The organism is Lysobacter koreensis, assembly GCF_042677045.1.
Taxonomy (GTDB): Bacteria; Pseudomonadota; Gammaproteobacteria; order Xanthomonadales; family Xanthomonadaceae; genus Lysobacter_K; species Lysobacter_K koreensis.
The window spans coordinates 775,420-788,432 of the sequence record NZ_JBHTIH010000003.1 but is presented as its reverse complement, the minus strand read 5'-3'; the positions used below and the strand labels follow the sequence as shown (position 1 = coordinate 788,432).

General features: G+C 70.1%; 12 protein-coding genes. 8 read left to right on the top strand and 4 right to left on the bottom strand.

The window, feature by feature from the left end; all coding sequences use genetic code 11:
• Positions 1–35: 35 nt before the first annotated feature.
• Positions 36–722, bottom strand: coding sequence for an alpha/beta hydrolase (locus ACFQZQ_RS08960; RefSeq protein ID WP_386812408.1), 687 nt, complete (start codon positions 720–722; stop codon positions 36–38).
• A 225-nt stretch (positions 723–947) separates the two neighbouring features.
• On the opposite strand from ACFQZQ_RS08960, the gene ACFQZQ_RS08955 reads away from it, so the two are divergent.
• Entirely contained in the window at positions 948–1,784 is an 837-nt protein-coding gene (locus tag ACFQZQ_RS08955; protein WP_386812407.1) for an SMP-30/gluconolactonase/LRE family protein, read from the top strand.
• On the opposite strand, the gene ACFQZQ_RS08950 is transcribed toward ACFQZQ_RS08955, so the two are convergent.
• The gene (locus tag ACFQZQ_RS08950) at positions 1,781–2,215 is read right to left on the bottom strand and encodes an OsmC family protein (protein ID WP_386812406.1); all 435 of its coding nucleotides are present in this window, start codon (positions 2,213–2,215) and stop codon (positions 1,781–1,783) included. The two genes, ACFQZQ_RS08955 and ACFQZQ_RS08950, sit on opposite strands and share 4 nt — an antisense overlap.
• 396 nt (positions 2,216–2,611) lie before the next feature.
• Between ACFQZQ_RS08950 and fusA the strand changes: the two genes are divergently transcribed.
• The 3 genes from fusA (at position 2,612) to ACFQZQ_RS08935 (ending at position 5,577) form a co-directional block, all read left to right on the top strand.
• Complete coding sequence (gene fusA, locus ACFQZQ_RS08945) at positions 2,612–4,669, top strand: elongation factor G (RefSeq protein ID WP_386812405.1); 2,058 nt, start codon at positions 2,612–2,614, stop codon at positions 4,667–4,669.
• Entirely contained in the window at positions 4,669–5,112 is a 444-nt protein-coding gene (locus tag ACFQZQ_RS08940) for a GFA family protein (protein WP_386812404.1), read from the top strand. Before fusA ends, ACFQZQ_RS08940 begins: the two co-directional genes overlap by 1 nt.
• Positions 5,113–5,187: 75 nt before the next feature.
• Positions 5,188–5,577, top strand: a complete 390-nt coding sequence (locus tag ACFQZQ_RS08935; protein WP_386812403.1) for an SRPBCC domain-containing protein — start codon at positions 5,188–5,190, stop codon at positions 5,575–5,577.
• A 44-nt stretch (positions 5,578–5,621) separates the two neighbouring features.
• Here ACFQZQ_RS08935 and ACFQZQ_RS08930 read toward each other — a convergent pair whose 3' ends face one another.
• Positions 5,622–8,744, bottom strand: coding sequence for a diguanylate cyclase (locus ACFQZQ_RS08930; RefSeq protein WP_386812402.1), 3,123 nt, complete (start codon positions 8,742–8,744; stop codon positions 5,622–5,624).
• A 378-nt stretch (positions 8,745–9,122) separates the two neighbouring features.
• On the opposite strand from ACFQZQ_RS08930, the gene ACFQZQ_RS08925 reads away from it, so the two are divergent.
• The gene (locus tag ACFQZQ_RS08925; protein ID WP_386812401.1) at positions 9,123–10,322 is read left to right on the top strand and encodes a c-type cytochrome; all 1,200 of its coding nucleotides are present in this window, start codon (positions 9,123–9,125) and stop codon (positions 10,320–10,322) included.
• Between the two features lie 273 nt (positions 10,323–10,595).
• Positions 10,596–10,979 (top strand): hypothetical protein, encoded by a 384-nt coding sequence (locus ACFQZQ_RS08920; protein WP_386812400.1) that lies wholly within the window; start codon positions 10,596–10,598, stop codon positions 10,977–10,979.
• Between the two features lie 260 nt (positions 10,980–11,239).
• Here ACFQZQ_RS08920 and ACFQZQ_RS08915 read toward each other — a convergent pair whose 3' ends face one another.
• Positions 11,240–11,734 (bottom strand): CHRD domain-containing protein, encoded by a 495-nt coding sequence (locus ACFQZQ_RS08915; protein ID WP_386812399.1) that lies wholly within the window; start codon positions 11,732–11,734, stop codon positions 11,240–11,242.
• A 120-nt stretch (positions 11,735–11,854) separates the two neighbouring features.
• Here ACFQZQ_RS08915 and ACFQZQ_RS08910 point away from each other — a divergent pair, with 120 nt between their 5' ends.
• Positions 11,855–12,475: a M23 family metallopeptidase gene (locus ACFQZQ_RS08910; protein WP_386812398.1), complete on the top strand. Its 621-nt coding sequence runs from the start codon at positions 11,855–11,857 to the stop codon at positions 12,473–12,475.
• Between the two features lie 72 nt (positions 12,476–12,547).
• The gene (locus tag ACFQZQ_RS08905) at positions 12,548–12,970 is read left to right on the top strand and encodes a hypothetical protein (protein WP_386812397.1); all 423 of its coding nucleotides are present in this window, start codon (positions 12,548–12,550) and stop codon (positions 12,968–12,970) included.
• Positions 12,971–13,013: the final 43 nt, after the last annotated feature.

Here is a 13,013-nt window from a genome sequence, read left to right as displayed (position 1 = left end):
CCGAAGCTGAACCCGGAAAAGGCGGCGTGAAACGTTTAGCTGGCCGACAGCCAGGCCGCGGCCTGGGCCGCGACCGTGGCCGCCTCGCGCCCCAGCAACGGGCCGACGTGGCTGGGCGACGGCACCCGCAGCAGGCTCGCGCCCCAGGCGTCGGCGAGCGAGGCAGTGAGCATTGGCGGCACGTCGTCGTCCCGTGTCGAGGCGATGCACAGCACCCGGCACGCCGGCATCGGTATCGCAATGCCCTCGCCGGCCGCGCGCAGCACCGCGCCGGACTCGTCGCGCCAGTGGCGGAATGCGAACAGTGCGCTGGCATCGTCGGCATCGGGCAACACGCGTCGGGTCGAGACCAGCCGCGCGTCGCGCCGCCACGGCACCACGCCGGGCCACTCACGTTGGGGCAACTGCGCGGACCATGGCAACGGCGGCATCGGGTTGATGAGCACCAGCGCATCGGCGGCGTCCGCGCACGCCATCGCGAGCAGACCACCGAGGCTGGCGCCGACGAGCACGCGCGGCCGCGGCAGCGCGTTGATCGCGGCACGCACCTGCGCGAGGTAGTCGGCGAACGTGGTCGCGCCGAGGCCGGCCGGCGACGGCTGCAGGTCCGGCGCGTGGCACGCGATGCCGTGCGCGGCGAACGCCGCGCACCAGGCATTCCACTCCCAGCCACCGCCGCCGGCGCCGTGCACGAACAAGGCTTCGCGCACCGCCGCGCTCATGCGCCCAACGCCGTCGTGCCGGCAGCGACAGGCTCGGTATCGAACATCGGTTCGTCATCGCTCATGGGCATGCCATGCAAACGTGGGCGCACAGCCTACCGCGCGACCCTGTCCGCATCAGTGCGGCAAAACCGTTGGCAGCGCGGACGGGTGCCGGACTTCCAGCACATGCCGCTGCCAGGTAGCGGGGCCTACGGTGCATCCCTACCCAACGAGGATCAGAACGTGCCCAAGACTGCCCTGGCAATCGCGTGCGTCCTCGCCCTGTCCGGTTGCGCGACCCAGTCGCGCCTGCCCACGCTGACGCCCTTGTGGTCGACGCCCGGATTCGCCAACCCCGAAAGCGCGATCCCGGACGCAACCGGCGAGTTCCTCTACGTCTCCAACGTCGCCGGCGAAGGCGACGCGCGCGATGGCAACGGCTTCATCTCCCGGGTGTCGCTGGATGGCGCGATCCTCGAACGCGAATGGGCGACCGGACTTGACGCCCCCAAGGGCCTGGCCTTGGCGGGCGCGCGCCTGTTCGTGTCCGACGTGACCGCACTGGTCGAGATCGACGCCGGCACCGGCCGCACCGTCGCCAGGCACGCCGTCGAGGGCGCGGGCTTCCTCAACGACGTCGCGGTCACCGCCGACGGCACGGTGCTGGTCAGCGATTCGGCGAAGGCGCGCATCCACGCCTGGCGCGACGGCCGCATGCAGCTGTGGCTGGAGCACGACCTGCTGCGCAGCATCAACGGCCTGCTGCCCGAGCGCGAACGCCTGATCGTGACCACGATGCAGGGCCGCCTGCTGGCGGTCGACTGGAACACGCGCGCGATCACCCCGCTCGCCGAGGGCCTGGGCAACGCCGATGGCGTGGTCGCGCTGCGCGACGGCACTTACCTGGTCGGCGAGTGGCCCGGCCGGCTGTTCCACGTCGCCGGCGACGGCGCCTCGACGGTGCTGCTCGACCAGCGCGAGGCCAAGCACTACCTCAACGATTTCATCCTGCTCGGCGACCGCCTGATCGTGCCGAACTGGGAACCGAGCACCGTCAGCGCGTACCGGCTGCAGCGCTAGCCCAGCAGCTTCGCTTCCAGGCTGATCGGCACCGCGCTTAGCGCCTTCGACACCGGGCAGTTTTCCTTCGCATCCTTGGCGATCGCCTGGAACTTCGCGTCGTCGATGCCGGGCACCTGCGCGTTGACCTTGAGCCGGATCTGCGACAGCGACGGCCCGCCTTCCATCGACAGGTCGACTTCGGCGCGGGTGTCGAGCGTGGTCGGCGGGTGCCCGGCCTCCGTCAGCTTCGCCGACAGCGCCATCGTGAAGCAGCCCGCGTGCGCGGCGGCGATCAGTTCTTCCGGGTTCGTGCCCTTCTCGTCGCCAAAGCGGCTGTTGAACGCGTATCGGGTGTTGTCCATCAGGCCGCTCTGCGGCGTGCTGAGCTGGCCGCGGCCGCTCTTGAGGTCGCCTTCCCAATGTGCGGTGGCGTGGCGGGAAATGCCCATGGTCGACTCCTTGCGTGGGGAAGGCGGCAGCGTAACGACGCGGGTGTTAGCGGCGCGTGCGGCTTGCCTTGAGCCCCTCCCCTGCGCAGCAGGGGGAGGTTGGGAGGGGGTGCTTTGTGCTTTGTCCTTGCTGGGTGCTCAGCGGAGCAGAAGATCAGGAGCAAGAGCACCCCTCCCCAACCCTCCCCTGCTGCGCAAGGGAGGGCGCAAACGCGGACCGGCAATCCGGCGCAGCACCTTGTACTTGACCGCGCCCACCCCGCGGCGCGAGGCTTGCTCCTCCGGCCTCCTGCGCCGGCACCCGCCATGACCGCCCGCCGAGCGCCCCGTGCTTCGGCGCGAAGCGCGGACAGCCATGACGGCCTTCCCACCCTCACGACAGGGAGAAGTCCGGTCATGCCGTACAGCACTCAATCCATCCGCAACGTGGCCTTGGCAGGCCACCCCGCCGCCGGCAAAACCACGCTTTTCGAAGCCCTGCTGCACGCCGGCGGCACCCTCCAGACGGCAGGCAGCATCGAACGCGGCAGCACCGTGTCCGACTTCGACCCGATCGAGAAGCAGCGCGGCCACTCGCTCGACGCCGCGATCGCCAGCATCGACCACGCCGCAGCAAACGGCGAACCGATCCACCTCAACCTGATCGACACCCCGGGCTACCCCGACTTCCGCGGCCCCGCGCTGTCGGCGCTGGCCGCGGTCGAGACGGTGGTGGTGGTGGTCGACGCCGGCACCGGCGTCGAGTACGGCGCGCGGCGGATGATGGAGCACGCCAAGGCACGCGGCCTGTGCCGGGTGATCGTGGTCAACAAGATCGACCACGCCGAGGCCGACAACGCGCGCGTGCTGGCCGAACTGCGCGAGGTGTTCGGCAACGAATGCCTGCCGCTGAACCTGCCCGCCGACGGCGGCAAGCAGGTCGTCGACTGCTTCGGCAATACCAGCGGCGACAGTGACCTGGGACCGGTCGCCGACTGGCACCAGAAGATCATCGACCAGGTGGTCGAGATCAACGAGAGCGTGATGGAGCACTACCTCGACCTCGGCGAGGGTGGCCTGTCAGGCGAGGAGCTGCACGAGGCGTTCGAGCAATGCCTGCGCGAGGGCCACCTGGTGCCGGTGCTGTTCTGCTCGGCGCGCAGCGGCGTCGGCGTCAGGGAGCTGCTCGACGCCGCCGAGCAGCACTTCCCGAACCCGGCCGAGGCCAACCCGCCGCCCTTCGAGAAAGGCCCCGAACGCCAGCGCATCGAGGCGACGCCCGACCCGAAGGCGCACGTGATCGCCGACGTGTTCAAGATCGTCAACGACCCCTTCGTCGGCAAGCTCGGCGTGTTCCGCGTCTACCAGGGCACGGTCAGGCGCGACACCCAGCTGTACGTCGATGACGGCAAGAAGCCGTTCAAGGTCGGCCACCTGTTCAAGCTCAAGGGCAAGGAACACGTCGAGATCGAGCAGGCCATCCCCGGCGACATCGCCGCGATCGCCAAGGTCGACGAGCTGCACTTCGACGCGGTGCTGCACGACAGCCACGACGAGGACCACATCCACCTGTCGCCGCTCGACTTCCCCAAGCCGATGTTCGGGCTGGCGATCGACGCCACCAGCAAGGGTCAGGAACAGAAGCTCGCGACCGCGCTGCACAAGCTCGCCGAGGAGGACCCCTGCTTCCACGTCGAACACGAGGCCGAGACCAACGAGACCGTGGTCCGCGGCCTGTCCGACCTGCACCTGCGCGTCAACCTGGAGCGGCTGAAGGAGAAGTACGGCGTCGACGTGAGCTCGCGCCCGCCGCGCATCGCCTACCGCGAAACCGTCAGCGGCAAGGCCGAAGGCCACCACCGCCACAAGAAGCAGACCGGCGGCGCCGGCCAGTTCGGCGAGGTGTTCCTGCGGATCGAACCGCTGCCGCGCGGCGGCGGCTTCGAGTTCGTCGACGCGGTCAAGGGCGGCACCATCCCCGGCCAGTTCCTGCCCGCGGTCGAGAAAGGCGTGCGCCAGGTGCTGCACGGCGGCGCGGTGGCCGGCTACCCGATGCAGGACGTGCGCGTGATCGTCTACGACGGCAAGCACCACAGCGTCGACAGCAAGGAGATCGCGTTCATCGCCGCCGGCAAGAAGGCCTTCCTCGACGCGATTGCCAAGGCCCGGCCGCAGGTGCTCGAACCGATCGTCGACCTGGAGGTCAGCGCGCCCGAGCAGCACATGGGCGACATCAGCGGCGGCCTGGCCAGCAAGCGCGCGCGCATCAACGGCACCGACGCGGTGCGCGGCAACGAGATCGTGGTCAAGGCGCAGGTGCCGCTGTCGGAGCTGGAGGGCTACGCGGCGGAACTCAAATCGGTGACTGCGGGGCGCGGCCGCTACTCGCTCGACTTCAGCCACTACGAACCGGTGCCGGCACCGGTGCAGCAGAAGTTGATCGCGGCGTACAAGCCCAAGGCGGAAGAGGATTGATGCCGGCCACCGAGGTGTTCGAAGGCGGCTGCCTGTGCGGCGCGATCCGCTATCGCGCCAGCGCGGCGCCGCTGCGCGTGGTCATCTGCCACTGCCCGATGTGCCGCCGCCACTCGGGCGCGACGGCGCTGGCGTTCGCGCACTTCCCGGCTGACGCGTTCGCATGGATCGGGGGCAAGCCGAGCCGCTACCGATCGTCCGAGTACGCCGAGCGCGGCTTCTGCCCGCGCCGCGGCAGCACGCTGTCGATGCACGAGGAAGTGCTGTCCGAGCGCGTGCAGGTCGCGGTCGGCAGCCTGGATGCGCCGGAGCGCGTCCGCCCCGACGACCACGTCTGGACCCAGCACCAACTGCCGTGGTTCGAAATCGCCGACGACCGCCCCCGATTCCGGCAAAGCAGTTCAGCCGTTGCGAGCAAGGCTTCGGCTCTACGCGAGACGTAAGCTGTCAAAGCGCCGACGCCCCGGCTCCACCGCCTTGGTGGTTCCGGCCGCGCCACTCCCGCTGGAGGCGACCTCATGCCCACCTCGATCCATCAGGAAATCGCGATTGCCGCGAGCCCCGACCGCGTCTATGCGGCGCTGCTCGACGCCGCGCAATTCAGCGCCATGAGCGGGGGTGCCCCGACCGAAATCGACGGCCGCGCGGGCGGCGCGTTTTCGTGCTTCGGCGGCATGATTACCGGCAGGAACGTCGAACTCGTTGCCGATCGACGCATCGTCCAAGCCTGGCGTGTCGGCAACTGGCCGGAAGGCGTGTATTCGATTGCCCGGTTTGAACTTGCCCCGCGCGGCGCGGAAACGCAGTTGGTGTTCGACCACACGGGCTTTCCCGAAGATGCGCGCGAGCACCTAGCCAATGGATGGCACGCCAATTACTGGGAACCGCTGCGCCGCGCCCTCGGCTGACGGCGTGGGCCAGCTGGCGCAGTGGCCGTGCGCGGCAGGGGAATTTATTCCGTGCAAACTGGCCCGGGCTGCAGCGCGGCGGCCTCGCGGCCAATCCCGGGTTGCCACCGCGGCGCCTCGCCCCGCGTAGCCGCTATTCCGTTGGTTCCTGCGGGCACGGAACTTTCGGGAAACGAGCTCAGGATCCGGCCCTGCCCATCCCCGGCCAGTTCCTGCATGGCCGGTAACGCGCCGTCGGCCGCCGCCACCGGATCCTGCACCAGGCAGCCCACCCAGCCATCGCGGCCGCTGTTCTTGGCCGCGTACAAGCACTGGTCGGCCAGCTCAACCGCCGCCTCCCAGCCGAACCGCTCCGGCTGGCCGGGAACCAGCGGAAAGGCGCTGAAGCCCAGCGAACAGGTCTTGCGCAGCACCACGCCATTGCCCAGGTCGAACGGGTGCGCGCGCACCGCGTCGCACACCATCGCCGCCAGCACCTGCGCCTGGTCGCGATCGGCATTGCGCGCGAGGATCAGGAACTCTTCGCCGCCCCACCGCACCACAACGTCCGACTCGCGGCAGGCCGCGCGCATCACCTGCGCAACCTGCCGCAGCACCAGGTCGCCCGCGGCATGGCCGTGGGTGTCGTTGACCGACTTGAAGTGATCCAGGTCGACCATCAGCAGGCACAGGTCGAGATTGCGTCCGCGTGCGTCGCGCGCTTCGTCCGCGTCGACCCGCCGTTGACGCAGGCAGCGGGCCAGTTCTTCGGGCATGAAGACCGCCAGGTAGCGCCGATTCTTCAGGCCCGTCAGCGGGTCGACCATGCTCGCTTCCTCCAGCGCTGCATTGGCGACCTGCAATTCCCGGGTCCGTGCCGCGACCAGCGCCTCCAGCTGCAGGTTCTTGCGACGCAGGCGCCGGAGCCACCAGCGCAGGGCCAGCACCGCCAGCAGCACGACCGCAGCAACCGTCAGCGCCAGGAACCACCACGTCAGCCACCAGGGCGGCAACACGGCGACGGTGCGGGTGGCGATCGGACCGAACGCGCCGGCCCCGTAGCGGGCGCGCACCTGGAACCGATAACGCCCCGGCAGCAGTCCGGTGTAGCGGGCCTCGCTGACGCGGGTGTCACGCCATGCATTCTCGAAGCCGAGCAGGCGGACCTGGCGCTGGATCCGGGTTTCGTCGAGGAAGCTCAACGCGGCAAAACGAAAGGTCAGCGCGCGGTCGTCCCAGGCCACCTGCGCAATGGCCGCGGCCAAGTGCCGAGCCTGGCCATCCTGGACCGAGGTCACCAGGGTCACCGGTGGCTTGGGCACTCCGGCGTCGTGGCGTGCATCGAAGTGCGCCAGGCCGTTGGCCATCCCGAACCACAGGTCGCCGTTGGCATCGGCCCAGAACGCGTTGGCCGAGGCATCGTCGCCCGGCAAGCCGTCGGCGCGGCCGAAGCGCTCGATCCGCCCGTGGCGCCAGCGCTTGACCCCCATCGCGGTGCCCAGCCAGACAATCCCGTGCCGGTCCAGTCCGGCCGAGTAGACCGTGTCGCCGACGAGAGCGTCCGGTCGGGTGACGTGCTCGACGACCCGCGGGCCGCCCGCCAGGACGCGCACGCGGCTCAAGCCGTCGACGTTCCAGTAGCTCACCCACAGCCCGTGCGCGCCGGCCGGCGTGATCGTCTCGACCTGCGACTCGAGCAGGCCGTCAGCGGTGCCCAGCCGGCGCCATTGCCTGCCGTCGTGCACGGCCAGCCCGCGCATGCCGGCCGCCCACAACCGGCCGCCCGGGTCGCGCGCCAGCTGGTTGATCTGCTCGTCGACCGCCCCGCCCGGCAGGACCACGGCCTGGCTGGCGAAGCCGGTGCCGGCGGGCGTCAGCCGGTGCAGGCCGTGCGCCATGGTGGCGACATACAACGCGCCGTCCGCGCCGAACGCCAGGCTGTTGACCGTGCTCGGGCCGCGCGCGCTGGTCAGAGGCACCGGCCGGAAATCCGCCGCGCCCGGAGCGCGCCGCAGCAGGGTGTTGGTGCCGGCCTGGCCGCTGTTGCCGCCAATCCACAGATCGCCGGCGGGACCTTCGGCAAAGGCGTAGAAGGAGCGCGCCTGGGTCGCCGGCAACGCCACCCAGCCGCGCGCGGATGCGTGGGCGACGCCGCGGTTGGTGGCGGCCCACAGCGTGCCGGCGCGATCGCGCATGACCGCCCAGACGGTATCGGAGGGCAGCTCCTGGCGACGGCTGAACGAGGTCCAGGCCAGGCGTCCCTGCAGCCGGTGCACGCCTTCACTGCCCACCCACAAGCTGCCCTCGCGGTCCATCAGCACCGTGGTCGCCCATTCGTTCGGCAGCCCGCGAACGTCGTCGATCAGGCCCTGCTCGGCGCCGTCGAAAAACGCGATGCCGTGGTTGGTCGGTGCCCATACCCGGCCCGCCGCATCGTGGTGCAACTCGCCCTTCTGCACGGCCGCGCCGGGCAAGCGCGCACTGAGGTCCTGCACGGGCGCATCGAATCGGTCCAGGCGAAGCAGCATCTGCCGTCCGCGGATCCAGATGCGGCCACGGCTGTCCTTGAGCAACGCCTGGGCGGTTTCGCCGGCCACGGCCGCCGGCAGTCGGCGCGCGTGCCAGCGTCCGGCGGCATCGCGTCGATGCAGCACGCCTCGCACCGCGAGCAGCGCCTCCCGGCCGTCTGGCGCCAGCCAGCCGGCGCCCGCTTGCCGTGGCAGGCCGGGTACCGGTTTCAGCTGGGGGGCGTCGCCCTCGAAACTGCCGGCGCTGGTGGATACCAGCAACCGGCCCGAATCGGAACTGGCAATGCCGAGGACTTCCTGGTCCGGCAACAACACGCCGCCTACCTGCGGGTCGGGCAGCGTCCCAGCCCACGCGACCATGCCCTTGCCCGTGGCGACCCACAGGCGCCCTTGGCGGGTCGCATGCAGCACCGTCACGCTGTCGCTGGGCAGGCCGTTGGCGACGCCCAGGCGCTGGAAATGCTCGCCGTCGTAGCGGAACAGGCCGTCCTCGGTCCCGACGTAGAGGAACCCGGCGCGGTCCTGCGCCAACGAGGTCACCGCCTGGTTGCGCAGCCCCTGGTCCGGACCATAGCTGCGAAACGAGTAAGTGCCCGGCGCATCGGCGGCGTGGGCCATCGACGACCCGGCCAGGCATGCGACGAGAACGAGCCAACGCATCATCTTGATTTCTCGGGCCTCGGCGATGAGGGCAGCAACGGGCGTCGGATCCGCGCCGCCGTCCGCGGTAACGGCACCGGCCGGAAAGAATTGAGGGCCAGTGCACGAAACCTCAGACCCAGGCGAGCTCGCGCGGATCGTCCCGGTCCGCGACTGCCGAAACGCATTCGGCGTGGCGCGGGCTTTACACACCCATCGCTGGCCATCGCCGCCGATATCGCCAATCCTGCGTCGAGTCCGTCGCGCGGCAACGTCACTTCGCCATAGCGGTCGCATCGAGCGATTTCTTTCGCCAATGTCACCGTGCCGGGACGATCCTGGGCCGGCTTCGGCAAAAGCCGTCGCCACTCGCTACTTCGCTATAACCGGAGGAAAGCCATGTCTGCTCGCACATCCCTTGCGGTTGCCGGAACGCTGGCCGGGGCCGCCACTCTTCTCGCGTTGAACGGCTGCGCGCCGATCGCCTCCGATGGCGGCGTTGCGGCCACCGAACCCACCCAAGAGACCGAGATGTCGCCGGCCCTGATCGCCGAAGGCCAGCGCGTGTTCCGCTTCGACACCTTCGGCGACGAGCAGCTGTGGACCGACAAGCTGCGCCTGCATGAAGTGGTCGAGAAAAACGTCGACCCGACCACCGCACTCGCGGTCGGGCTCAAGGTGGATTCCGCGGTGCTGCCGCCCGGCATCCTGGAGAAGGTCGACCTGAAGAGCCCGGCCACGACCGTGGCCCTGCTCAAGATGAATGCCGTGGTCGGGCTGCAGGCGAGCGTCGACGCCAACAACCACATCACCAGGCTGGGCGTGACCTGCGCGCTGTGCCATTCCACGGTCGACGACTCGGTGATGCCCGGCATCGGTCGCCGCCTCGACGGCTGGCCCAACCGCGACCTCGACGTCGGCAAGATCATCGCGTTGTCGCCGGCGCTGCCGGCCGACAAGAAGGCGGTCTACAACGGCTGGGGACCGGGCAAGTACGACCCGCGCTACAACATCGACGGCAAGAACACGCCGCTGGTGCTGCCGCCCGCGTACGGCCTGGCCCACGTCAAGAACGAGACCTACACCGCCGAGGGCCCGATCTCGTACTGGAACGCCTACGTCGCGGTGACCCAGATGGGCGGCCAGGGCAACTTCGCCGACCCGCGGCTCGGCCTCGACGTCACGCATTCGCCCGACCTGGTGACGCCCAAGCTGGCGGCGCTGCGCGCGTACCAGCACAGCCTGCCCACGCCCCGGCCCCCGGCCGGCAGCTTCGATACCGCTGCCGCAAGCCGCGGCCGCGTGGTGTTCGACCGCAGTTGCAGCAGCTGCCACGTCGGTGGCAACGGCACCGACAACGACGCCGGCAAGCTGCACGCGCCGGCGGACACCGGCATGGACGGCGCCTACGCCGCGCGCACTACCAACAAGGCCTACCGCACCACGCCGCTGCGTGGGCTTTGGCAGCACCCGCCGTACTTCCACGACGGCAGCGCGGCGACGCTCGATGACGTGGTGGCGCACTACGACCAGGCGCGCCGGCTGCAACTGGCTGCGGAGCAGAAACGCGATCTCGTCGAGTATCTGAAATCGCTATAGCTGCCCACCGAGCTTAGCCGTTGGACGCGGTCAGCGAGGCCTTCGAACGAGCAGGTCAACGGATCCGGCCGCTGCTCCAGGCGGGTGCGCGCGCGCATCCGGCAGCCTGCGCGGCGGTCGCTCGGGCCCTCCATGGGTGCGCTCGGGCAGCCGGTGGGTCCTCGAGGGGAGTCGGAGCCTCGTTCAAGGGCACCCTCAGAACTCGTGCGAAGGCGCGCCCTCGCCTTCTCGACGCGCCTTGCATCCCGCCCGCGCGTCCCCGACCCTTGCCGAATGGCCGACACCGTCCACCCCGCGTTCTTCGACCGCTTCCCGATGCAGCGTGTCAGCGACGCCGGGCTGGACGCGGTGCTGGCCACGCATGGTGACGCGCTGCGCATCCTGTTCCTGTGGGGCCGCGACTGCCCGAACTGCGACATCGCCAAGGGCCAGATGCTGCTGACCCCGCAGCGCTTCCAGTGGCCCGACGTGCAGTGGCTGCACGACAACGTCTACGACGACCCGACCATGGGCACGCGTTTCGGCCTGCACGGCATCCCGGCGTTCATCGTGTTCCGGGGTGCGCGCCGGCTCGGCCGCATCGGCCAGTGGCCGGGCCCGCAAGCGTTCGTCGCGGCAATCGAGAAGCTGCGCACCGCTCCCGCCGAGCCAGCCTGAGCCCTATCGGTGCTGACGGGGCACGCGGCTTCTGCTCCCGTACCCCGCCAGTTCGCGCCCTGCCATCCGGATTCCCGCCACACCGCTGTTCGACACGCCCACCCTGCTCGCCTACCTCGCCGCGGCGACGGTGCTGGTGCAAGGCGCATCGCGCTGGAAGCAGCGGTTGCTGGGCACGGCGTTCATCGGCTGGGAGTGCGCATGGCGTTGCAGCAACGCGCTTAGGCGCGGGGCATCGCGAGATCGGCGGGGAGGCGCCGTCAGTCGTCCGCGAGCGGCAACTCCGGCGGCGGCTCTGGCAGCCGCACCGGTTGCGGAACCAGCTGGCCGCGGATCACGCCGTTAGGGTGCTCGATCGTGGTGATCACCAGGTAGGCCTCGCCGGCGCGGATGCGCGCGGCCTCCTCCGGGCTGGTGTCGAACAAGGCGCCGACCACGCGGCCATCGCTTTCGTCGACGTCGAGGTCCAGCTTCTCGATCACGCTGCCGTTCTCGTTCGCCTTGCCGATGCGCAGCTCGGCGCCGATGGCCTTCTCCTCGAGTTCGGAATAGACCAGATCGACGCGTACGCCGTTGTCGTCGGCGAGCATCACGCGGGCTTCGCCGACGGCCGGCGACTCGGTGGCGGAGACGACGTTGCTGCCGCTGAGCAGCGCGCGCAGCTTGAGCTCGGCCGCGTTGGCCGCGACAGGCGCAAGCAAGGCGCACGCCAGCACCGCGAGCCGGGCGGGACGGGGCAGACGGGTCTGGGCCATGGCGGCATCTCCGGGAGTGTTCAGCCCGAAGCCTAAGCCCGGGCCGCGCGGCGCCGGCGTGAAGAAGCGCGCGCGGCGACGTTGACGCGGCGCAGTCGACGCGCTGGGTAGCGTCGCGGCATGACCGTCGACGAACCCCGTGTGGGCCAGGCTCGCGCCGGGCCGCTGCAGCGGCTGGCGAAGGCCGTGCTGCTTTGTGCTGGCTTGGCGATCGTCGCGGTCACGGTCTGGCAGCTGCCGGTCATGGACGGGCCGCGCACGCTGTGGGCGCTGGCGCGGATGCCGATCCCGACCGCATCAATAGTGCCCGTGCAAGGCGTGGCCGCCGGTGCCATCGCCCCGACGTTCGGCGCGTCGCGCAGCGGCAACCGCCGCCACCACGGTATCGACATTTTCGCCAAGCGCGGCACGCCGGTGCGCAGTGCCACCCGCGGCGTGGTGCTGTCGGTGCGCGACAGCGGGATCGGCGGCAAGCAGGTATGGGTGATCGGCCCGGCCAGCGAACGCCACTACTACGCCCACCTGGACGCGTGGGCGCCCGGCCTGGAACGCGGCGACGTGCTCGAAGCCGGGCAACTGCTCGGCCAGGTCGGCGACACCGGCAACGCGCGCGGCACGCCGCCGCACCTGCACTACAGCGTTTACGGCGACGGCGGCGCGCTGGATCCGCTGCCGCGGCTGCGCGCCGGTACATCCAACCCGGCCTCGTCGCCGGTATCGACCGACCCGCCGACGCGCTAGCATCGCGCGGTCGCCAGATCCCCTACCTGCCGGCTTCGTTCCCTTGCCGATCCATTGGATCACGGAGTCAACATGGACAAGCGTTTCTGGATTTCCGGCGTGGTGATGACCATCGCCACGATGCTGCTGGGGTGGGTGGTGCATGGCTTCCTGCTGGCCGGCGAGTACATCCCGTTGACGGGCACGATCATGCGCACTCCCGAGGAGTCGGGCCAGTACATGTATTGGATGCTGCTCGCCGACGTCTGCATCGGGTTTGCGATGACCTGGATCTACCGGCAGGGCATCGATTCGGGCAAGGGCATGCTCGGCCAGGGCCTGCGCTTCGGCGTGGCGGTGGCGCTGCTGACGGTGATCCCGCAGTTCCTCATCTACTACACGGTCCAGCGGCTGCCGGCGTCGCTGGTGCACAAGCAGCTGATCTTCGACAGCCTGCGCATGATCGTGCTCGGCGTGCTGGTCGCGTACCTCAACCCGCGTTCGCGCACGTCCTGATCCTTCCACCCACGGCGGCCGGCGACCGGCCGGCCGCCGCTCT